Here is a 21271-nt window from a genome sequence, read left to right as displayed (position 1 = left end):
TAAAGAAAACAATGGTAAGTAGGTGTTTTCTTTGAAATTTGTCATACTAAATGCTAAATGTGTCACATTGTATGAAATTGTGTAACCTTAGTTCAAGAAACCCTTTTGTTGTTTTATATTTTTTAGTTTTTCTGGCGTTACGTCATTGCCTTCCGGATCGACAATTTTCACATGCTCAATCGTCTCACGCATCGTTGAGCGGAATGTGTCCAAGTATTCTTTACGAAGTGCTGTACGCTCTTTTGCTTCTGCCTCAGTTAATGTTCCTTCCTTCGCTTTTTTTGCTAATGTATTAATTCGAGCTAATTTTTGTTTTGATAACATATTTTTCTCACCTTTCTAAAACTCCATATTACAAAGGTATGAGAAAAAAACGTAAAGCGCAAGTGATTTATCTTGTACAATACGTTTTGAAAGGTTTACTTACATGCTATTCTCTTCTTGATATTCTACAAAGCGCCGATGAACGGTTGCTTTGCTAACATTGAAGCCTAGACTTCTTAATGTAGTGGCAATTTCTTCAAAGGTAAAGCCTTTTGCGCGCAGTTTTAAAATTTCTTCGATTGGCACATCAATTCGCTCGCGCCCCTCTACATTGCCACGATTTTTTAGATTGTTTTCTGGTCGATAGCCGTTATCTACAGCACGTCTCATTCCACGTCGTATTTTAGCATTGTGTAACTTACGCTGATATTCCTCTACTATCGCCAAAATTTCTAAGAGCATTGTATCCATTTCATTTAATGCTAGTGGACCTGCATCATTTAAAGATATGACGGACATCCCTTGTTTTTGTAAAAGGTGCAACACTGCTACACGTGCATTGCCACGACCTAATCGAGTTTCATCTTGTACAAACAGAGTTTTAATATCGTTTGCTTTCATATAATCTAGCATATCTAGCAAACCCTCTCTTTCTACATCAAAGCCACTCTGTTGATCTTCAAATATTTCTACTACTTTAAAATTTAAATTGTTAGCGTACGCTATTAGCTCTTCTTTTTGCCTTGCAAGAGATGTATATTGGGTTGATTTTTCAGTGCTTACCCTTGCATATATAACCGCCGTTTGGATAGCCATTAGTTTTTGTTAGCCACTTCACGTAAATGGCTTTCTCCTGTCATTTGTTGTGCAATAATAGAACGTTTTTCAACTGGAACTAGCAACTGTTGTCCAACAATTATTTTTTCATCAGAAAGGTAATTTGTTTTTTTCACAAAGCCAATCCATTGTTCTGCTGACATTCTCCCTCGATACTGTTCTGCTAATGACCATAGCGTATCACCATGTGCAATGACCACCTCGTCATATTGTTCGATATCTTCATCGGTAATAACTAACACCGAAATTACTAACACTGTAAATGCGACAAAAACTGTAATATAGCTATTTTTTTTCAACCAATTCATATAAACGCCCCCTGTAATAGAATGTTCGTTCGGAATATATGTTCCCATATTAAAACGAACAAGTGTTTTTGTCAACAATTATTTTCGAACTAACGTTTGCATTCTATTTCCTATTTTGTTATACTGAAAACAAGAAAATTTGTTCTATAAATTGCGCCTTAGCGTAATTGCATCCAAACTTTTTTGGAGTAAGTTTACAAAGTTATGATATCGATCATAGGCTTTATCTTGATTCAACGAACACTCAATACAAGCGCTGAACAAGACCAAATATTGCATCTAACTCACTAATTATGGGGTGAGAATGTTTTACTAAAACAAGAAAAAAGAGGTGAATGAGTTGACAAAAGTATCAAAACGCCAAGAAGCAATTTTAGCTTTTATCAAAGAAGAAGTCAGGTCAAAAGGTTACCCACCGTCAGTTCGTGAAATAGGTGAAGCGGTTGGTTTAGCATCTAGCTCGACTGTACATGGACATTTAGCTCGCTTAGAAAGCAAAGGGCTTATTCGTCGAGATCCAACAAAACCACGTGCTATCGAAATTTTAGATGGCAATGACCATGAATCAGGACAACAAGGTGTTATTCATGTACCTTTAATTGGTAAAGTAACAGCTGGATTACCTATCTCAGCAATCGAGAATATCGAAGAATACTTCCCTCTTCCAAATTCATATGGTACTTCAGAAGATCAACTATTTATGTTAGAAATAATGGGAGAATCAATGATTGAAGCTGGAATTCTAGATGGAGATTATGTAATAGTTAAGCAAAAATCAACTGCTAACAACGGAGATATTGTCGTTGCTATGACAGAGGATGATGAGGCGACAGTAAAACGTTTCTATAAAGAAAAAACACATTTCCGTTTGCAGCCTGAAAACTCTTCAATGGATCCAATTTTAGTTAATCAAGTAACAATTTTAGGGCAAGTAGTTGGCCTATATCGTAAAATACAATAATGTAAAAACTGAGCTACCAACTTTTGGTCCGCTCAGTTTTTTTATTTAAAGCTAGCATGGCTTCCAAATAGTTTATTTGAGGAGAAAATCGGAGACATTATCGAAAAGTGAAATCATAGATTGAGTGTGAGGAGTAATCACTCAAGAAATCATGCTAGCGAGGTAATACTGTTATCTTACACACCCTACAGAAATTTGTGAATGTTCATAAATAGCCTGTAATTTGTTAAAATCACCACATTTCGATAAATTAAAGCATTGTTTTTTAAGGTTTTCCGTCAAAAATAACGCAATTTGCATGAAATTGGTTTTCTTGATGATTTTTTTCGGCGTTTTTTATGAGTTATCTGCACTTTCTTATGATTTATCTGCGAATTCCTCTGGGTTATCTGCGTTTTCTCATGATTTATCTTCGAATTTCTCGAGTTATCTGCGTTTTCTCATGACTTATCTTCGAATTTCTCGAGTTATCTGCGTTTCTCATGACTTATCTGCGAATTTCTCTGGGTTATCTACGATTCTCCTTATTTACCTATTCTCACCCCTAAATCCACTTCTTAATAAATACAGTTTAAGTAGCAGCTTAAGAGAGAATTCTTCATAAAAAAAGCAAATGAACGAATTTTCTCGTTCACTTGCTCCTAAATTATTTACATGCTTCAATAAACGATTGGAATAATTTAATAGAATTTGCATCACCAAATGGAGCCATTGCCTCCGGGTGCCATTGTACGCCAATGCAAAATGGGTGCTCATCATGCTCGACCGCTTCATTCATGCCATCTACTGCAACACCAGCAGCTACTAATCCTTCACCAAGTTGATCGATTGCTTGGTGGTGGAATGAATTCGTTCGAATTTCCTCTGTTCCGAAAATCGCACGAAGCTTTTCTCCGTTAATTTTGACAGTATGCGTTGCCTCATCCCTCATTGAGGCTTGTGCATGAGCAAGTGGTTGCTCCCATTGCGAAGGGATATCTTGAATTAAAGTGCCTCCAAACGCTACATTCAATACTTGATGTCCACGGCATATTGCAAGTATTGGCATTTGTCTTTTAAAAGCGCTTTGTAAAATCGCTAAATCACTATTGTCTCGTTTCGTATGGAACATGCCTAATTTTTGATGAGGCTCCTGTCCATATAAATAAGGATTCACATCATGACCTCCAATTAATAGTAAGCCATCTACCTTATTTAATAGAGCCTCTACATCCTGTGCATCAAGATGCGGGATGCATAAAGGTATCCCACCAGCAAGCTCTACGGACTGTATGTATGTTTCGTTAATTTCTAGCTTTTTATCCCCTGTATGCATTGTAACTGCAATAATTGGCTTCATAAACATTCCTCCCACTTACACATAATTAGTATTATATTATGCTAATTATTTGTTGCTAGCAATGCTAGAAAAATAAATTTTTATACCACTCCATTATTTTATTACCGAAAAAATATACAATAATTGCAGCAAGTGCAATGGATGGTCCGAAGGGGATTGGTGTTTTGCGACTTTGATTATGTTTTTTTAAGATGATTACACTAGCAAACATACCAATAACTGCTGCTAAAAATAATGTAAGTAGTGTGTTAATCGTACCAAGAACAAGCCCTATAATGAAAAAGAGTTTTATATCTCCGCCCCCCATGCCACCTCTTGAAACAACTGCAATTAGCAGTAAAGTACCAAAGCCAATTGCTGCACCTAGTAAACTATCCCACCAAGGCTCAAGTGGGGATAATATCCGTCCCAGTGCTATTAGGGGTAAAAAGAATAATAAAATTTTGTTTGGGATAAGCATATAAGCAATATCAGATACTGTAATAATAATTAATAGCGAAATAAAAAGCCATGCAACAATTAGCTCTAACGAAATTCCAAGCTGCCAATAAGAAAAGGCAAAACAGATTCCTGTTAAAAGCTCCATCACCATATATATTGGGGAAATGCGCACTTTACATAAGCGACATTTCCCGTGCAATAAAAGATAAGAAAATACTGGTACTAAATCAACTGCGTTTAATGAACGGTGGCAGTTTGTACAATGAGATCCAGGGTAAACGATAGATTCATTTTTGGGAATACGTAAGCCAACAACATTATAAAAAGAGCCAAGCACAAGCCCTAATATAAGAGAAAGAAAAGTATATGTGACTGTCATTTTTTACTCACCTACATAATAAAATGTTGTCGCTTGTATTTTAGTTGAAACTGTTTTTGCAGGTCCCTCTTCAACTAAATCTGCTTCACCAGGAACTTGTAAATCAATTTGATCAATTCGAACAATACGCTCTAATGACTCTAATTCTTTTAAAAATATAGTAAGATCTGATTCATTCTTAGTTTCAAATTCCACATTAAATGTCACCATTTGTAGCTCTGGAGGCAATAATTCTTTTGAAATCGAAGAAGTTGGTAGCTCTTCAGTAGCCTGTTCTTCTGTTTTGTTAATAGCTTCTGGTTTACTTGGTTCTTGTAATTCAGATTCACTTACTAAAGCATCATAATTATTAAATTGCATCCCTGTAATTTTTGATTTTGATAGCAATTCGATTTCTTCCATATTTAATAATAAATTCACAATATCTTTATTTTGCGGTACTTTCTTTTGCAGTGCAAAAAGATTTTCAGGAACTTGTCCCTCTTCATTTTTCTTCATCGCAATTTGAGATTGTAAGCTCTTAATCTCTTGTTGTAGATTTGACACAGAACTACGCAAACGCTCGGTCTCATCCTTTTTTGGCAGAACAAAATAATAATAGCTTGCGAATAATAAGAGTGCGACAAGAACTGTTAATAAGATGGGGGCTGAATTTTTATTGCTAAACATTACTGTGCACCCCCAAAAGCTAAATACTTTTTATCAATATATAGCTCAATTTGTACAGAATAGCGTGATACACTGCTAAAATCTACTTCTTTTTCATTACTGCCATTCGGATTTATTTCAAAATCATCCACTGTTCCAAGTTGAACATCATTAAAATATTCACTTCGCTCTAACAATGCAACATATTTAGAAATATTAGTAAAGGTTTCAAAATCAGCCTTTACTATTACTTTTTCCTCATCGAAGGTATAGTTGCGTAAATAACTATTCGGTAAAAGTAATGCCCGAACTTCATCTACTAAAGGCGATACAGGGTAAGAAACTTTTTCGACAAATGTAACTGCTTGCTCTATAGAGCCTGTATTACTATTTAGCAATGCATTATATTCTCCTTGCAGTTGATCTTTTTGTGCCTGAAGTGTTTGCTGCTCATTCGTAAGCTTTGTAACCTCATCTTTCATAGAAAAGAATTGCCACACTATTAGGCTTAAAATAAGCAACGCCAAAACTGCTAAACTACTATAAAAAATTTTTAAATTTGATTCGCTTCTATTGATATGAGGTAACAGGTTTATATCTGGAATCATACGCGTACCTCCTTTAAGGCAAGTCCTATAAGAGCCGCATATTTGGCTTTCATATTTGGATAAGATTGCTGAATCATTTGATCGTCTACTATTTTAATTGCTACGGGTAAGCTTTCAGCAATCAATTCACTGATTGTAGGAAGCCAAGGATTATCGCCCATTACAATAATTTCATCAATCATTTTTTCACCTTTATGAAGAGAGAATCTAAAGAAATTCATAATGCGATCGAGCTCCATTACACGATCGACAAGAAGCATTCTGTAGTCCCCTTCCTCCCCAGTGTAAGAGAACATTACTTCATTTTTACTATCGACAATACCATGCCATTTTGCCAAATCGGTATCGATGGTTTGAAAACGTAAAAAATCAACCTGCCCATTTGAATAAATACAAACGGTTAGTTCGTTAATTAACCAGTTTGTAATCATATACGTTTTATTTTCCTGAAATTTCCCCATCTTCTCAAGCAATCTCAAATTGCTTAATGCCCGAATATCAATTGCCTCAGGGGTAAGTGGTGCATCCAAAAGCAAATTGACAAGCTTCGTCACTTCTTCCGAAGGCGCTGCAAACAATGTTGCCTGTCCATCTCCTTCAATTGGATCATAAACATCGATTAACGGCTCATGAAATGGCAAATGCACTGTTCGCCCTAGCTCCATTTGTACATAAGGCTTCAGTTTGCTACCCTCAACATCATCTGGATGCTCAAATGTTTTCAATAAAACTGATGTATCAGATACAAATGTACGTACAAATTGCTTTTTTCCACCAAACAAAGCAATATTATTTTTAATAATTTTAAATAGCTCTACCTCATCGACAATAACGCCATCTTGAACAATACCTTGTGCAAGCAAAATATCGTGCGTTTCCCATTGTGCTGAGTGCTCCCCCTTTTTCACGAGCACGCGCAATATGTAATCATTTAATTCAATAGCTACATGTGATTTCTTTTTAAATTTGAACATAAGGTGCAGCTCCTTCTGTGCTAAGTCTATTAAACTTGAATGAATTAATCCTTCAATGGAACACCTAAGCAATTGCTAGGTTAGGTGTTCTTTGGGGGGTTAATTATGGTGTGCCTGATGTGACAGGTGAAATAGTTTTATCACCATCTTCACTACCTTTTTTATTATCTTTATTAATATCATCAATTGTAACACTAGCAAATGTAACAGATTTTGATCCTACTGCGTTTGTAATCGAATCAGTTGTTAATTTGCGAGGAACATCTTTACTAATAGTTGCTTCGGTAGGAATTTTACCAGCTGCATCTAAATATTTTTCATTAATTAATGTTTGAACAGTAACATTGTCTGCTGCATCAGAATTATCTGTATAATAAATATTAGCCGCATTCAATACATTAATCCCATCTGCCTTAACTGCATTATAACGTGAATTATCAATAATATTCCCAATCGCTGGCACTGCAATCGCCGCTACTATCGCTAAAATAACGATTACTGCTAATAGCTCAATTAGTGTTAAACCTTTCTCGTTTTTAATACGTTTTTTCATAGTTTTAAACATATTAATTCCTCCTTTGTTTCTATTAGTTATTTGTTTGATGTACATTTGCTCGGACGCTTGTTGCATGATTATTCACCTCCTTGCAAAACGTCCTCCGTTTTTACATTTGTTCGTACAGGCTAAACATTGGCATAAAGATTGCTGCAACGATAATGCCTACCGCTACGGCTAATAGCACAATCATTAATGGCTCGATTAGCGATTTTAGAGTGTCGACTGAGCGCTCCACTTCCTCTTCATAAAAATCGGCAATTTTCTCTAGCATAAAATCAAGTGAGCCTGTTGTTTCTCCGATTTGCGTCATGCTTGTTACCATAGGCGGGAAGATCCAGCTTTGTTCAAGTGGCTCTGATAGCGTGCTTCCGCGTTCTAAACTCGCTTTGGCATCAAGCATTACTTTCCCTACTACAGGATTACCGCTTACTTTTTCTGAAATCGTTAATGCCTGTAAAATTGGGACTGCTGCACTAAAAAGTGATGCTAATGTACGCATTAAACGGGCAATTGCTGTTTTTTGAAGCAATGGTCCAAAAAGCGGCATTTTCAGCAGCATATAATGAACGGTAAAATTAAATTGCTTATTATTTTTGAATAAATAAGCGAATGCGCTAATGCCAACAGCAATCGCCAGTAAGACAAGCCACCAAAACTTTTGTAGCCATGCACTAAAGGCAACTGTGATAACTGTAATCGTTGGCAACTCTGCCCCCATTTCCTCAAACGAAGTAACAAAGCTTGGGACGATTACAATAAGTAAAAATGCTACAACGACGATAATTAATACTGTTAAAATAGCTGGATATGCTAATGTCGATTGCACTTTTTTCTTCAAGTTATATTGCTTTTCAAACATATTGGCTAAGCGTTCTAGTGTGCTATCAATGTTGCCTGTTGCTTCCCCAGAGCGCATCATATTGATAAATAGCTCTGGAAATACTTTTGAATGTTTGCTAACTGCCTGCGAAAAGGCCACCCCTGTGCGGACATCCTCCTCCACTTGCTCTAACGCTCTTTTCAAAGGCTTTGATGTCGATTGACGTGCTAAAATATTGGTTGCCTCGACAATCGAAACACCCGCACGTATTAATGTGGCAAACTGACGACAATAAATAACAAAATCCTGATTTTTCACCTTGCCGCCAATACTGATCTCCCTATGCAAAATGCTTGAGGATGCATTAATTTCACGTGGATTTATTCCACGCTCGCGCAGCTTTGCAATTGCTGCATTTTGATTTACAGCCTCAATGGTCCCCTTTTTCGTAACACCTGCTGATGTGCGACCTGTATATTTAAATACCGTCAAATGTATTCACCTACATTCATATATGGGCGCGCCTCCTCTAACGCAATTTGACCAGAGGACACAAGCCCTTGGATAGAGGTTTCCAGTGTATGCATGCCGAGTGCACGATTCGTTTGCATAACACTCGGGATTTGATGAATTTTTTCATTACGTATTAAGTTTGTAATAGCGGGTATTGCAACGAGTATTTCTGTTGCAGCCACACGCCCCTTTTTTCCTTTTCGTACAAATAAGCGCTGTGAAATAATACCTTGTAAAACGTTTGCAAGCTGGATGCGTATTTGTCCTTGCTGATGTGGTGGAAATACATCGATAATGCGGTCAATTGTCGTTGGCGCGCTTGATGTATGTAATGTACCAAATACAAGATGCCCTGTTTCCGCTGCCGTAATTGCTGTAGAAATTGTTTCTAAATCGCGCATTTCCCCTACTAAAATAATATCGGGATCTTGGCGTAATGAGGCGCGTAACCCATTTGCAAAGCTTTCTGTATCAACGCCGACCTCTCGTTGATTGACAACAGATTGTTTATGGGTATGCAAATACTCAATTGGGTCTTCCAGTGTAATAATATGCTTGGCTTTGTTTGTATTAATGTAATCAATCATCGCTGCTAGTGTTGTTGATTTACCAGAGCCTGTAGGACCTGTTACTAAAATTAGACCTTGTGGCTTGTCCGCTAAATCAAACAATACGCTTGGCATATTTAAAGAATCGATTGTTGGTATTTCACTTGAAATTAAACGAGCCGCAATCGCACTTGTATTGCGTTGATGGTAAGCATTGACACGGAATCGACATAGGCTCTCTAAGGAATAATTAAAATCCGTCTCTCCTTTATCTTTATATTCCTGAACTTTATGGCTTGGTAATATATCATGTACCATTACTTTCAACAGTTCATGTGTTATTACTTCATTACCATAAGGAGCTAGTTTTCCATCAATACGATACATAGGTGGGATGCCAACAGTTAAATGTAAATCGGACGCTTTTTGCTCATAGGCATGCATTAATAATTCACGAATTGAGTGTGTCATCCTATCACTCCCTTACTCTACAGTTGCTACACGTAGCACTTCCTCAGTCGTCGTTACACCCTCTAGCACTTTTAGTAAACCATCCTTGAGAAGCGTATTATAGCCTTTTTTAGTCATATAATTTTTAATCTCGCTGACATCGTGGCTGTTAATAATATGATTTTTAAGCTGACGATCAAATGGTAGTAGCTCATGAATCGCCATACGACCTCGATAGCCAGTATTGTTACATGATGGGCAGCCTTTGCCCCGTGAAACTGTATTAACTACTAAGCCATTTTCTGCGAAGATTGCTTTTTCTCGCTCTGTCGCTTCAACAGTTTGCTTGCAATCACGGCATACTCTACGTACTAAACGCTGTGCCATAACACCTATTAATGAGGAAGATATTAAAAATGGCTCAATGCCCATATCTTTCAAACGTGAAATGGACTCAACTGCATTATTTGTATGCAAAGTACTTAAAACTAAATGCCCTGTTAAAGAGGCTCGTACAGCAATTTGTGCTGTTTCAAAATCTCGAATCTCACCAATCATGACGATGTCTGGGTCTTGGCGTAAAATCGAACGCAGACCTGACGCAAAAGTAAGTCCTACTTCTTCCTTCACTTGCACTTGATTAATACCTGCTAACTGATATTCCACAGGGTCTTCTACTGTAATAATATTAACCGTCTCATCATTCAAGTTGGAAAGCGCTGCATACAGAGTGCTTGATTTCCCTGAACCTGTTGGGCCTGTAATTAACACAATACCGTTTGGGCGTTGAATCATCGAACGGAATATCGTCTCATTTTGCTCAGTAAACCCAATTTGATCAATGTCAGTAGGCGCATTGCTTAAATCTAGTATACGCATTACTATTTTCTCACCATAAATTCCTGGAAGCGTTGATAAGCGAATATCAACAGGTTTAAAGTTTACTTGGATTTTAATGCGACCATCCTGCGGTATGCGATTTTCTGTAATATTCAAGTTCCCCATAATTTTAATACGAGCAGTAATAATGCTTTGCATATGCTTCGGCAAGGAACGCTCTGTACGCAATACACCATCTACACGATAGCGCACACGAAATTCCGTTTCATGTGGATCAAAGTGGACATCTGAAGCGCGCTGTGCAACTCCATTGGCAATGATTTTATTAACAAGACGTACAATAGGTGAATCGTCGTCCGTAATTTCCTGCTGGGCTTCTGCGCGAGTTGCCGCATCCCCTAAATCAGATAAAGCAGCCTCCATCGACTCCTGCAAATCATAATATTTTGTAATTGTCCGATAAAGATCATCTTTAGCAGCGATACTCACTTCAATTTGACAGCCTGTAGCCATGCGAACTTCTTCAATCGCAAAGTAATCCATCGGGTCTGCCATTGCGATAAATAATTTATTTTTATCGCGACGTATTGGCATAATGCTCGCCCGTTTCGCCAATTCAGCTGGTACAAGCTTTATTAATTCAGGTTCAATAGCATACTGATTTAAATGGATATGTGGAATACCTAATTGGAATTCAAGCACTTCGATTAATTGCTGCTCAGTCAAAAAATTCTCTTTAATAAGAAAGTCACCAAGCTTCTCATCGCGGCTTTTCGTTTCGAGTGCATGATTCAATTGCTCATCTGTAATAACTCCCGCTTCGACAAGTAAATCTCCAAGACGTTTTCTAGTTGTTCCTCTCATACGTTGCTCTTCCTCCTTCTAAGGCGTAACCAAATTGCCCCCTTTATCGTAATAGCTACCTTCTGGTAAATCCTTTTCATCTTGTGGCAATGGTGGGAATTTTGGTTGTTTCCCCACTTCATTTTCAAAATCAGCTAAACCATCACCATTCAAATCAAGCTTTGATTTCTGCCTTAAAGATTGATCATGGCTCTGCACTAAATTATTTGAAGTTTTTGGCGTAGCGTCTGGCTGCTTGGAAGATTTTAAAATGACACGATGAGCTGGTGCATAATAATCTTTACTAATTAGCTCACCCTCTGGCTCATCAGTGCTATAGCGCACAACTGAAACGCGTAATCCCACTTGTCCCTCCTCAATTAGGTGCTCTTGACCAGCAGGTAGATCCTTTGAATAGCGTGTAATCACACGCGGTGATATTTCGTAATCTCGTGTTACTTGAACGCCCACACTCTGATTATTTGCAGGACCATAGGCTTCTGCTTTTAAGTTTCCAGCTTCAATCGTAAATTTCAGCTGTAGTACATAATCTGTTGTGTTTAAAAACTTCAAATCTTTTGAGCCATCACGTGTAACAGTTGCTTCAATTCCCGGCTCTAAATATGAGGGAATACTATTTTGAGATGCACGCTCGTAAATTTCGCTATTTGTTTTTAATGCAATACTATAAAGCATTGACGCTATGAAATTTAATGCCTCATTATTAGCATCGCCCTTCTTATCACCCAGTTTTTCCATTAATGAGAAAGGAGTTCCTGGGTTTATTATTTGCTCATTTAATGCTTGTACTAGAGTAGTTAAGCCAGCTGTTGTTTCTGGAATTGGCTGGATTTCTAGCGCGATACGCACATTTTCATATGCATTTAAATTTTTAACTTCAGCCTCTACTTCATGAGATGCTAAATTAGTAGCTTGTATCAGTACTTGATTATAGGTAGAATCCGTTTCCCAAAATTTTACTTTCTTAATTTCCGTTTTAAATACTTCATTTTCGGTAATTTGTAGTGGTAGTTGTACCACTGGCTTTGGCTTCCAAAAAGAAAACCATGATTTCTTTGTCATTTGCTCATATGTTGCAATTGTGCCATCTATATCAAACTGAATAGCTTCTGCATTTAAGCTGATTGTTGTCCCAGCACCCGAAACAATTATCGATTCACTGGTCCAGTTATTCACAGCTTCCTGCACTTTTTCTCTAATACTGTCAGCCTTTAAATCATCTACTACTACGCCACCTATAGTTGAGTGTCTACTTTCCGAATTAGCATAAGATAAATTATTAGGATATAGGGTGCATGCTATAAGAACTAATAAAGATGAAAATAAACACATTTTCAGACTAACTCTCACATACAACACCTCACTTTCTTAATTTAAAACTTTAATTTTTTACCATCTATTGCCTTCAGAATACACTAGCTACGATTCTTTGTATATACTATTTGACCTATTTTCACAAATTCAAAACAATTTATACGACTTTTAAATTACATTTATTATAAAAAATAAATATAAATTTAAAACATCTGGACATAACACTAAATTATGCCTAAGAAATATCTATAAATCATTAATTTTAGAATAATTATAATCCAATTAACCTATAAAATTAGCTCTGTTTTATAGACTATAGCATGAATATTAAGCTTAAGTTAAAAAATATATAAATTTTATAAAAGCTTTTTTTCGCTAAAAATATAGTATAAACTTAAATATAGGCTTATTTTTTAGTTTATAAATTAAATCACACAGCTCTACAATTAATCTATATTACCTATTTTCAAACAAAATAAAATGGAAATTATCAAAAACAATACTTTAGAATCAAATTAAAATTCACCAATATTCTCTCTACATCTAACCAAAAAATCATAGGGAGGAGTACCTGATTGAGAAAATATTTAAAAAACGAGCAAGGCATGTCTTTAGTAGAAGTCGTAGCTGCCCTTTTAATAATAGGAATTGTTTTGATTTCATTTTTCGGATTGCTTATTCAGTCAAATAAAACGACACATAAATCGAATGATATTATGGATGCTACGTATATGGCACAAAAGGAGATGGAGAGTCTTTATAACACAGCAGGTGGGGCTAGCTCATATGAGAATCTAGCATCTGGTTATACATTAGATGTAGATAATCCTGGAACGAGCCTTACTTCCTTACCTACTGACCATGTATATAAATATTTACCAAGAGAAAGCGAAAATTTTACGTACTATTTAACATTACAAACATTCTCTCAAGACTCCGATTACAAAAAAGCAGTGTATGTTCATCTTGAAGTAATTGAAAACAGTACAAATAGCAAAGCAACAATGGAAAATGTTTATATATTAGGAGGTGCAAAGTAATATGATGCACCCGTTACGAAATAATAAAGGATTTACATTAGTAGAAACACTGGCAGTAATTGCTATTTTAGCGATTGTCTCCATGCTTAGCATTGTCCTTGTTACCTCTGCGACAAAACAACAAATAGAACAAAGTACACATAATCAGGATATTAAAGAGCTGTCCTATGCTTTAAAGGTAATTACGAAGGATTTTAGGAAAAGTGATGATTTGAGAGAAATAGTAGATGAAACTGCAGAGGAAACAACTGCTTTCTACATATTCACATTAGATGAGGTAGAAATAGCAACCTACAAACTTGAAAACCATCAAATTATAAGAAGTACATCGACCGGGCAAGAAGTACTTGCTATAAACGTAGAAGAGTTTGAAATTCGTGGCGATACCATTGCCATTGTTAATCGAGATGGTCAAAAAGCAACAACAAACATCACAATAAGGAGAGGTAGACAATGATGAAAAAATTTTTTAATCAACGAGGCTCTGCTCTTGTTATTGCATTATTTTTAATTGTGATTATTTCTGTTCTCGGTGTATCTTTACTAAGTGTTTCCTCCAATAGTCTTAAGCAAGTAGATTATGAGCGTACAGACCAAGCGGTATTTTATATTGCAGAGGCAGGTATGAATTTAGCAAAGTTGGAAGTGTCAAAGGAGTTAAAAAATATTCAAAACAAGGCATATGATAAAACCAAAGATTGTATTAAACGAAAAGATTCACTTTGCTTAACACAAGAACAGGCAGAACGTTATTTCAAAAACCTTTTAAATGATGAATTCGATTCCTATAATGCTACCCATGTATCCAAACAGCATATGATTTCAAAAGGAAAAAAAGCTGATATTGAAATAACTGAAATAAAGGTAGAACCGCCACGTTATGGCATAGTTATTACTTCAATCGGCTCTATTGACACTGCCAAAAGTCGCGAAGTAACGCAAGAGCTTTACATCGAACCACAACTTACCTTTAATACGAATGATAATGGTGATAGTGATGAAGGTAATGATAATGAACAAGTCCCAGGCGGCTTCCCAGAAGGCTATGCAGCGATTGTTTCAGGAAATATAGATTTAAAAGGTAGTGGTTCAATTTATGGTGGGGCTGCTTCTACAAGGGGAAATATTTATATTTCAGGTACTTCAACAGGCAGAATTAGTGGCGATGTGAGCATCCAATCGATAGAGAATATTTCCATTCCTTTAGAGGGAAGAAAAAACGCTGAACAAGAGGCTTTTATCAAAAATAATTATAAAATTGAGCCAAAATTGAAAATTGACCCATCTAAATATTTATTACCTACTTTTTTCCCTGATGAGAAATTTATGAAAGCAGATTCAATAACATCGCTTCCGAATCAGACAGCGGGCTCATTTTCAGTTATTCATAATGGGAATTTCAATGCAACAAATTGGCAAACTGACAATTATACACTGGATTTAACCTCTACCAATTCAGATATAAGTTTTAAAAACTTCAAAATATCAAGTAATTATACTGTAAATATTAATGTTGGTAATAGAGAGGTTAATTTATATGTGGATAAATTAGATATAGCTGGACACATTAATATCATAGGATCTGGTAAGGTTAATTTGCTTGTTAAAAGTAGTCCACCTATAATTAACGGATCTATTGAAGGAAAAGATTCCGCACAAGTTAATTTATACTACAATGGGGGTAGTACAGTAAAATTTGATGGTAGCACAAAACTTTATGGTTCTATTATTAGTAAAAGTGCAGCTATAGAGTTGACAGGAGGAGCAGCACTTTACGGAAACATAGTTTCTGGAGGAAGTTCTTTAAAGATAAGTGGTGGTGTACCAACAAATGGTCAATATATTATTGCACCAAATGCAAATCTTGACTTAGGCGGAGGAGGAAATATTACAGGGATTGTCGTGGCAAAAAATATTACTTCCTCTGGAGGTACTCATATTACTTATGGAGGACCAACTACTCCACTACCTCCTGGTACAATTGATGAAACACCCAAATTCCAAATTGGCGATGAAGAACTTGAAGATCCCAAGGAAACCAATATGATTGAAAATTAAATCGTAACATAGCCTAATGAGCAATATAGCGCTCATTAGGCTACCTTTCTATTTCCTCCCCAATCTCCCTGACAGCAGCATTCCCGCCGTGCCAATTACAATAAAGAGAATTGCGCGAATAAGTAGGTTTAATGTTGCTAAATCAAAGAAGATTAGTTTTAGTATTGCGATTAATAATAGGACAAAGCCCATTGTTCGGAGCGTTTTCCATTGTCTTCTTCTTCCTAATAATATCGCTATACTTGCTGTTGCAAAGAGAATTAATGTTTTAATCATAGTGGCAATGCCCCATGTTAATGTATCAATTATATATAAATTAGATGTTAGATTAATAAAATGCAACATCATAATTAGCATGCCTAAACTTATATAGGCTTCAATATATTTTTCAATGAATCTTTGCCATTTTTGATAAATAAGACCCTTTTTATATAAGTCTACAAGCAACGCAAGTAGCACTAGGATAAAGGTAGCACGTGTTACAAGCTGTAATGCAATAAGCGTCTCATTTACAAGCCCTGTCATTAGCAATGTGATACTTTGTGTTAAGTAACAAAGCATCAGAACAAACGGTACAAAACGCCCTATCCAGCGCTGATCCACTACTAAAATAACAAGCGAACAAATTGCTGTTAGGATAAATACAGCGTAAGGGATAGACTGTGTTGTTGAAATATAAGCATAGTCAAGCTTCACGCTATAAAACATCACGTACAACACAATAGCTGCGGCGATACTATCAATTACGTAATATTTTTCTGTCAAACGCTCAAAGCGCGTTAGCTCCCCTTTTGGCATTTTGGCATATATATAAGCTGAAACAAGGCTAATGATTAATAATAGCAATGCTATGTTTTCCACATGCCAAAACGGTTGAACATCTGTTGTTATATATAATGCAAATGCCATAATAAATAAAAGTGCTGAGTAGGTAATTTTCATGAATGGTGCACGTAAGCGAATTGCTAGCATAATTCCTGCAAAAACTGATAAAACAAGAGCTAGCTCACTGTATCCTTGTGCAAAATCAAATGTTAGCACGATATTAAACGTTAATAACAAAGCGATCGTTGCTGTAATATCGAAAACGTGATGCTCATTCTCTTTATAGACGATGAATGCCATTACTGTATATAACGCAAATACAACTAATAAATAACCAATTTGATAAGGCTCGTCGAAAATAATGATATTAAGTAATAATAGTGTAAAGCTACTTACACTAAATAATGCGCCCTCTTGTACTACTTTCCACTTTTCACTGCGTTTAAATAACTGCCACCAGCTATTTAAAAATAGCGCTAGTATAATGATATAACTAAGTGCAAAATATAGCGTTTGATTGAATTGGGTAAGCCAAATAATTTGTATTGCCAGTAGCGAGAAAAACATCGCGACATACAGTGCGATTTGTTGCTTATGTTGTAGAATAACGAGCTGAATTGCTCCAAAAATAAGTATGATATAAATTAAAATAAATACTTTATTAAAATCCATATATTCTAGTAAATAAGGTAATAGTAAAGATGTAAATACAACAAAGCCAGTCAGCGCTTGACTTCCTTTCAAATAGCTTATCGCAATGCCATACGTAATGTACAATATCGCGATAACGAGCGCAACAATTAATGTGAACACCTCATATAAAATAGCTCCTGCTGCCGTCGCTAATATGCCGATAATAAAGGCACCACCGTATAAAGAGACGATCATCGCTGTAAGTGCTTCTTTTTTCTTCTCCAAACGCCATGCATAAACGCCTATAACAATCGATACGATATATGCTAGCATAACCTTAACCGTATCAGATAAGAAACCAAATTCACTGGCTAGCTTAAGCCCCCATAAAATACCAAGCACTAAAATAAGCATAAAAAGCTTCGGTAAAATATTTGTAATACGTTCCTCGAAGGATTTTGTCGGCTTTGGTGCTATTGGCTTTTGTACAGGTTCTTTCATCTTTAGTGCTGCTTGTTTCTCTGTTTTTTCTTCACTATCTTGCTGCTTCTGTGCTACTGTTACAGCTACAATCTTTTTATTTTCAACCGACTCTAATGTCTTACCTTCAACTTTCAATGCCTCTGCTTGTAACTGTGGCTTTATAATAGGTTGTTGTTTATGTGTTTCATTATTCTGCTTAAGCAACGCTACTTCTGTTTGCAATCTAATGACCTCTTGCTCAAGCTGTTCAATTCTCTTCTGCCATTCTCTTTCCATTCCCCCCACCTACCTTTTACTTTTTGTACATTTTATCATAGGCAGAATGTAATTATTATTAGGTTTATTGCGAATTACGGGAAAATTAAGGAGAAAGTAGTAGGAAGGTTATTTACTATAGGAGAAAATATATGGTGTAGTTTTGCAGAAATATAGGATTAGAGCTCCATATCTTTTTTCAAGGCTTTATTTTAAGGAATGTGGAAACAGCTATCGGGAAAGGAAAATTCCCGATAGCTACACTTTAATTTTTCTTTTGTAAAAGCGGTGCACAAACACCTTCTACACCAACAAGACTTAAAAGCGTAAGAAAGTTTTTTTGTATACCGATATGTCCATCTGTTGGGTTAAACCACTCACCTAGTGTATGAGCACCGCCTCCCTTGCCACCACGCCCTAATGTAATGGATGGGACACCAATGCTTAACGGGTAGTTAGCATCCGTACTACTAGGTCCAGTGAGTTTAGGTGTTTCACCTGTTGCTTCAATGGCTGCCCACGCTGCCTGTACAATGACCTCTTCATACGCTTGCTTTGCTGAAGGACGATTACCAAACTTATCAATTTCAACAGTAATTGCATCCGTCTCCCAACGTTTATTTTCATCGTCTGCAGCTTTTTGCACAATGGCTAAAAATTTTTCAGCTAACTCATCTAGCTCCTTCTTTTCACTCGAACGCAAATCGACTTTCATACTTGCTTCTGCCGCAATCGCATTCACAGTAGTTCCACCAGTCACTTCACCTACAGTGAAAGTCGTTTTAGGGTCACTTGGCGTTTGTAAATCTGCTATATTTGCAATCGCTCTTCCTAAAGCATGTGTTGCACTAGGTAATCCAAATGCACCAAAACTATGTCCACCCGGTCCTTTATATGTAATGTTATAACGATAGCTACCTGCTCCTAAATAAACGATGCCATTTGATTCTGGTCCGTCAATCGAAATAAATCCATCAATATCTTGATGGTCGTTAAAGAAAGCTTTCACGCCACGCAAATCTCCAGCACCTTCTTCCCCCACTGTCCCGCAAAAAATAATATCCCCAATATTTTTGATATTTGCTTCATTTATTGCGCGAATAACTGCCAAGAGTTCCGCTAGCCCACGTGTATCATCACTAATTCCTGGCGCATATAAAACACCATTTTTTGATTTTACTGTTACATCTGTCCCTTCTGGAAACACTGTATCTAAATGGGCTGAAATAACTATTTTTGGCCCATTGCCGGTTCCTAATCTAAATCCGTACACATTGCCCTCACTATCCATATGTATATTTTGCACATTCAGCTCCTGTAAACGATGCATAAAATTCTCTGCTCGTTTCCGCTCTTTAAATGGTGGTGCAGGAATTTCCGTAATTTCAATTTGCTCTTCGATAGTATGTTGATGGTCTGCTTCAATAAATTTAAATCCTTTTTGCACAGCTGGATCCTTTATTAAATTTTCAATTGCCTCTTTTACATTTGGCAAGACTTTTCCTTCGAGAGTTGCTGTCATGAAAATGCCTCCTTTTTGTTACTCAATGATCTGTCTTAAGGATAGCGATTAATCATCATGAAATCAATAAAGTAGTTTTATTTTTCTGAATATAAAATCAACTAATATCCAAAAATAAAGCCCCTCATAACAATGAGAGACTTTGTTATTTTTCATTATTTTACTAGTTGCTCTTGGAAGTATATTTCAATCTCTTTCCAATTATTCATTCGAATAAAACCTTCTGTTGCTTCGTTGTATGGCATTGAATATAAAATACCTGTACCTTTAAATGCCTCTAGCTGATATGGGCTATCATCAATTAAATAGTCGGTATGTATAACCGATTTGGTACCACAAAAAACGATATTTTGCTTATTTAAAAATGGGAAATACTGCATTAGCCAATTGTATTTCGCCTTAAATGAGCCTGGTACTTCCATTGCTGCTGTTGCTATATAAATATCAAAATGCTCCTGCAATTTTCTTACAACTTCTATTGCATCAGCATCTAGCACTTCTAAATCACGGAAAAAGTCTGGTTCATTCATTAATTCATACAGTCTTTTTGTTTGCTCCTCAGGTAAGTCACGTCTTGATCCTGCTAAAAACTCTTCATTTGTATAATTTGTGTTGAAATTTTCATTCACTGTTTGACAAAGTTTTTTATAAAAATTCGCTAACACTTGATCCATATCAATTGCAATACTTTTTCTCATAGCGCTTCCTCCCCCTAGTTCCTAATTTTAAGTGTAATCAACTTGCCAATTAGAAACAAGCCCATTCAAGGAACTTAACAAATTTTACAAAAATCAATTATGCCTTGGCGTAATTGCGTCCAGATTTTTTCGAGCTTGCTCGAAAACTCCCCTTCAAAATCTGCGACATCCGCCGGAGGCTTAACTTGAATCAGCAAAGTTTTTCTGCGACGAGTAACCGCAAGAGTTGGGAGCTTGGCACTCCCTCTGATTTTTTTACTTTTCCTGCATTCATACAGCCACTTATAGAAGTGGCAGACTTCTGTATCTGACGCTTCACTTTCGATACAACAAACATTTGCTCCTGCGATTACTCGTCGCAGTAACGATTTGCTGAATCAAGTTAACACCTTACATGTTTGCGCTTAAAGCCTATGCGACCTCTTTCTATCTCTTTTTCAATGTTTTGTAGTGCGTTCAAGAAGCTGCTTTTTTTACCATCCTTCTTCATTTCAACAACCCCTATTTCTTTCGCAACTAAAAGTGCTTCCTCATGCAATGGTTTAAAAGATACACCAACAGTTGTCACAAAATTATTCATTGCAGATTTAGCTCGCTCAGGTGCAGCATGAATTGTATCTTTCACAGCTTCTAACATACTTGCAAGCTTACTTTGTGAAAATTCCTCATCCTTACGATTGCCTAATAACCAACAGTAACAGCTATAGCCCGCCGACATTTTCAGCTCCTCACCACTTGCAATCCATTTATCCGCTACTTGCTGGGCAATATCGGCTTCCGCTAACGTAACCGCCACAACATAATCTGATAGCATATAAAAATACGCTTGCTCAATCCAACGGTTATAGTCGGCCTCCGTCATCGTGTTTGGCTCTGCAATAACACCCGCAAAATACATCGCGTCATAATTACCAGTCGCGTATAGCTCTTCAGCAAGCTCTTGATTCGTTTTAATTTTTTTTACCATCGGCTTCATAGCACCTGTTGCAACACCAAAAACAGGCTCTTTTGCACCATTAGAGCAATATATTTTTTTCGTGCGCTCTTTTCCCAATGCTTCTAGCTCTTGCATCACTGTTTGAAAATCCAT

At 36.5% G+C, this 21271-nt stretch carries 21 protein-coding genes; 4 read left to right on the top strand and 17 right to left on the bottom strand.

The genetic code is table 11. The annotated features are described in order from the left end of the window. Positions 1-87: 87 nt before the first annotated feature. From TY13_RS04535 to yneA, 3 genes are all read right to left on the bottom strand, one after another. Positions 88-324 carry a DUF896 domain-containing protein gene (locus TY13_RS04535; protein ID WP_042472178.1) on the bottom strand — a complete coding sequence of 79 codons (237 nt, stop codon included), beginning with the start codon at positions 322-324 and terminating at the stop codon, positions 88-90. 99 nt (positions 325-423) lie between these two features. Beyond that, the gene (locus TY13_RS04530) at positions 424-1080 is read right to left on the bottom strand and encodes a YneB family resolvase-like protein (protein WP_042472177.1); all 657 of its coding nucleotides are present in this window, start codon (positions 1078-1080) and stop codon (positions 424-426) included. Next, complete coding sequence (gene yneA, locus TY13_RS20375) at positions 1080-1409, bottom strand: cell division suppressor protein YneA (RefSeq protein WP_042472174.1); 330 nt, start codon at positions 1407-1409, stop codon at positions 1080-1082. The genes TY13_RS04530 and yneA overlap by 1 nt, the downstream gene beginning before the upstream one ends. 340 nt (positions 1410-1749) lie before the next feature. Between yneA and lexA the strand changes: the two genes are divergently transcribed. Beyond that, the gene (gene lexA, locus TY13_RS04520) at positions 1750-2370 is read left to right on the top strand and encodes a transcriptional repressor LexA (RefSeq protein ID WP_042472172.1); all 621 of its coding nucleotides are present in this window, start codon (positions 1750-1752) and stop codon (positions 2368-2370) included. Positions 2371-3016: 646 nt separating this feature from the next. Here lexA and TY13_RS04515 read toward each other — a convergent pair. The 10 genes from TY13_RS04515 to TY13_RS04470 form a co-directional block, all read right to left on the bottom strand. Further along, entirely contained in the window at positions 3017-3709 is a 693-nt protein-coding gene (locus TY13_RS04515; RefSeq protein WP_042472171.1) for a gamma-glutamyl-gamma-aminobutyrate hydrolase family protein, read from the bottom strand. 64 nt (positions 3710-3773) lie between these two features. Beyond that, complete coding sequence (locus tag TY13_RS04510; RefSeq protein ID WP_042472169.1) at positions 3774-4529, bottom strand: prepilin peptidase; 756 nt, start codon at positions 4527-4529, stop codon at positions 3774-3776. Between the two features lie 3 nt (positions 4530-4532). Beyond that, positions 4533-5198, bottom strand: coding sequence for a hypothetical protein (locus tag TY13_RS04505; RefSeq protein ID WP_042472165.1), 666 nt, complete (start codon positions 5196-5198; stop codon positions 4533-4535). Then, complete coding sequence (locus tag TY13_RS04500) at positions 5198-5785, bottom strand: PilN domain-containing protein (protein ID WP_042472162.1); 588 nt, start codon at positions 5783-5785, stop codon at positions 5198-5200. The genes TY13_RS04505 and TY13_RS04500 overlap by 1 nt, the downstream gene beginning before the upstream one ends. Further along, entirely contained in the window at positions 5782-6759 is a 978-nt protein-coding gene (pilM, locus tag TY13_RS04495) for a type IV pilus biogenesis protein PilM (RefSeq protein ID WP_042472160.1), read from the bottom strand. The genes TY13_RS04500 and pilM overlap by 4 nt, the downstream gene beginning before the upstream one ends. Before the next feature lie 103 nt (positions 6760-6862). Next, entirely contained in the window at positions 6863-7324 is a 462-nt protein-coding gene (locus tag TY13_RS04490; protein WP_052344220.1) for a prepilin-type N-terminal cleavage/methylation domain-containing protein, read from the bottom strand. 100 nt (positions 7325-7424) lie between these two features. Further along, complete coding sequence (locus TY13_RS04485) at positions 7425-8630, bottom strand: type II secretion system F family protein (RefSeq protein ID WP_042472158.1); 1206 nt, start codon at positions 8628-8630, stop codon at positions 7425-7427. Next, a complete protein-coding gene (locus TY13_RS04480; RefSeq protein ID WP_042472155.1) occupies positions 8627-9670 on the bottom strand; it encodes a type IV pilus twitching motility protein PilT in 1044 nt (347 codons plus the stop codon). The genes TY13_RS04485 and TY13_RS04480 overlap by 4 nt, the downstream gene beginning before the upstream one ends. 12 nt (positions 9671-9682) lie before the next feature. Continuing rightward, positions 9683-11353 (bottom strand): GspE/PulE family protein, encoded by a 1671-nt coding sequence (locus tag TY13_RS04475; RefSeq protein WP_042472152.1) that lies wholly within the window; start codon positions 11351-11353, stop codon positions 9683-9685. 18 nt (positions 11354-11371) lie between these two features. Continuing rightward, positions 11372-12703, bottom strand: a complete 1332-nt coding sequence (locus TY13_RS04470; protein ID WP_195891653.1) for a VanW family protein — start codon at positions 12701-12703, stop codon at positions 11372-11374. Between the two features lie 539 nt (positions 12704-13242). Here TY13_RS04470 and TY13_RS04465 point away from each other — a divergent pair. From TY13_RS04465 to TY13_RS04455, 3 genes are read left to right on the top strand one after another with little or no spacing between them, the layout of a single operon-like run. Further along, positions 13243-13707, top strand: a complete 465-nt coding sequence (locus TY13_RS04465) for a type IV pilus modification PilV family protein (protein ID WP_042472150.1) — start codon at positions 13243-13245, stop codon at positions 13705-13707. A gap of 1 nt (position 13708) precedes the next feature. After that, positions 13709-14164 (top strand): prepilin-type N-terminal cleavage/methylation domain-containing protein, encoded by a 456-nt coding sequence (locus TY13_RS04460; RefSeq protein ID WP_230199369.1) that lies wholly within the window; start codon positions 13709-13711, stop codon positions 14162-14164. Beyond that, positions 14161-15765: a pilus assembly PilX N-terminal domain-containing protein gene (locus TY13_RS04455; protein ID WP_042472147.1), complete on the top strand. Its 1605-nt coding sequence runs from the start codon at positions 14161-14163 to the stop codon at positions 15763-15765. The genes TY13_RS04460 and TY13_RS04455 overlap by 4 nt, the downstream gene beginning before the upstream one ends. Before the next feature lie 48 nt (positions 15766-15813). Here the strand turns inward: TY13_RS04455 and TY13_RS04450 are convergent, their stop codons facing one another. The 4 genes from TY13_RS04450 to TY13_RS04435 form a co-directional block, all read right to left on the bottom strand. Further along, positions 15814-17982, bottom strand: coding sequence for a DUF2339 domain-containing protein (locus TY13_RS04450; RefSeq protein ID WP_042472144.1), 2169 nt, complete (start codon positions 17980-17982; stop codon positions 15814-15816). 244 nt (positions 17983-18226) lie between these two features. Beyond that, the gene (locus tag TY13_RS04445; protein ID WP_042472142.1) at positions 18227-19483 is read right to left on the bottom strand and encodes a M20/M25/M40 family metallo-hydrolase; all 1257 of its coding nucleotides are present in this window, start codon (positions 19481-19483) and stop codon (positions 18227-18229) included. 155 nt (positions 19484-19638) lie between these two features. Then, positions 19639-20181 carry a 5' nucleotidase, NT5C type gene (locus tag TY13_RS04440; protein ID WP_042472138.1) on the bottom strand — a complete coding sequence of 181 codons (543 nt, stop codon included), beginning with the start codon at positions 20179-20181 and terminating at the stop codon, positions 19639-19641. Positions 20182-20563: 382 nt separating this feature from the next. Further along, positions 20564-21271, bottom strand: a complete 708-nt coding sequence (locus TY13_RS04435) for a DNA alkylation repair protein (protein ID WP_042472137.1) — start codon at positions 21269-21271, stop codon at positions 20564-20566.

The organism is Bacillus ndiopicus (genome assembly GCF_000612805.1).
GTDB lineage: Bacteria > Bacillota > Bacilli > Bacillales_A > Planococcaceae > Metasolibacillus > Metasolibacillus ndiopicus.
Note: the sequence above shows the minus strand (reverse complement) of the source record. Positions and strands in the feature narration are given on the sequence as shown.

What these genes read in the sequence shown, in the direction of transcription:
- TY13_RS04480 (WP_042472155.1), bottom strand. Translation starts at nt 9,670, where the DNA reads ATGACACACTCAATTCGTGAATTATTAATGCATGCCTATGAGCAAAAA.
- yneA (WP_042472174.1), bottom strand. Translation starts at nt 1,409, where the DNA reads ATGAATTGGTTGAAAAAAAATAGCTATATTACAGTTTTTGTCGCATTT.
- TY13_RS04530 (WP_042472177.1), bottom strand. Translation starts at nt 1,080, where the DNA reads ATGGCTATCCAAACGGCGGTTATATATGCAAGGGTAAGCACTGAAAAA.
- TY13_RS04505 (WP_042472165.1), bottom strand. Translation starts at nt 5,198, where the DNA reads ATGTTTAGCAATAAAAATTCAGCCCCCATCTTATTAACAGTTCTTGTC.
- TY13_RS04460 (WP_230199369.1), top strand. Translation starts at nt 13,709, where the DNA reads ATGATGCACCCGTTACGAAATAATAAAGGATTTACATTAGTAGAAACA.
- pilM (WP_042472160.1), bottom strand. Translation starts at nt 6,759, where the DNA reads ATGTTCAAATTTAAAAAGAAATCACATGTAGCTATTGAATTAAATGAT.
- TY13_RS04490 (WP_052344220.1), bottom strand. Translation starts at nt 7,324, where the DNA reads ATGTTTAAAACTATGAAAAAACGTATTAAAAACGAGAAAGGTTTAACA.
- TY13_RS04450 (WP_042472144.1), bottom strand. Translation starts at nt 17,982, where the DNA reads ATGGAAAGAGAATGGCAGAAGAGAATTGAACAGCTTGAGCAAGAGGTC.
- TY13_RS04435 (WP_042472137.1), bottom strand. Translation starts at nt 21,271, where the DNA reads ATGGATTTTCAAACAGTGATGCAAGAGCTAGAAGCATTGGGAAAAGAG.
- TY13_RS04500 (WP_042472162.1), bottom strand. Translation starts at nt 5,785, where the DNA reads ATGATTCCAGATATAAACCTGTTACCTCATATCAATAGAAGCGAATCA.
- TY13_RS04510 (WP_042472169.1), bottom strand. Translation starts at nt 4,529, where the DNA reads ATGACAGTCACATATACTTTTCTTTCTCTTATATTAGGGCTTGTGCTT.
- TY13_RS04440 (WP_042472138.1), bottom strand. Translation starts at nt 20,181, where the DNA reads ATGAGAAAAAGTATTGCAATTGATATGGATCAAGTGTTAGCGAATTTT.
- TY13_RS04475 (WP_042472152.1), bottom strand. Translation starts at nt 11,353, where the DNA reads ATGAGAGGAACAACTAGAAAACGTCTTGGAGATTTACTTGTCGAAGCG.
- TY13_RS04515 (WP_042472171.1), bottom strand. Translation starts at nt 3,709, where the DNA reads ATGAAGCCAATTATTGCAGTTACAATGCATACAGGGGATAAAAAGCTA.
- TY13_RS04535 (WP_042472178.1), bottom strand. Translation starts at nt 324, where the DNA reads ATGTTATCAAAACAAAAATTAGCTCGAATTAATACATTAGCAAAAAAA.
- TY13_RS04455 (WP_042472147.1), top strand. Translation starts at nt 14,161, where the DNA reads ATGATGAAAAAATTTTTTAATCAACGAGGCTCTGCTCTTGTTATTGCA.
- TY13_RS04445 (WP_042472142.1), bottom strand. Translation starts at nt 19,483, where the DNA reads ATGACAGCAACTCTCGAAGGAAAAGTCTTGCCAAATGTAAAAGAGGCA.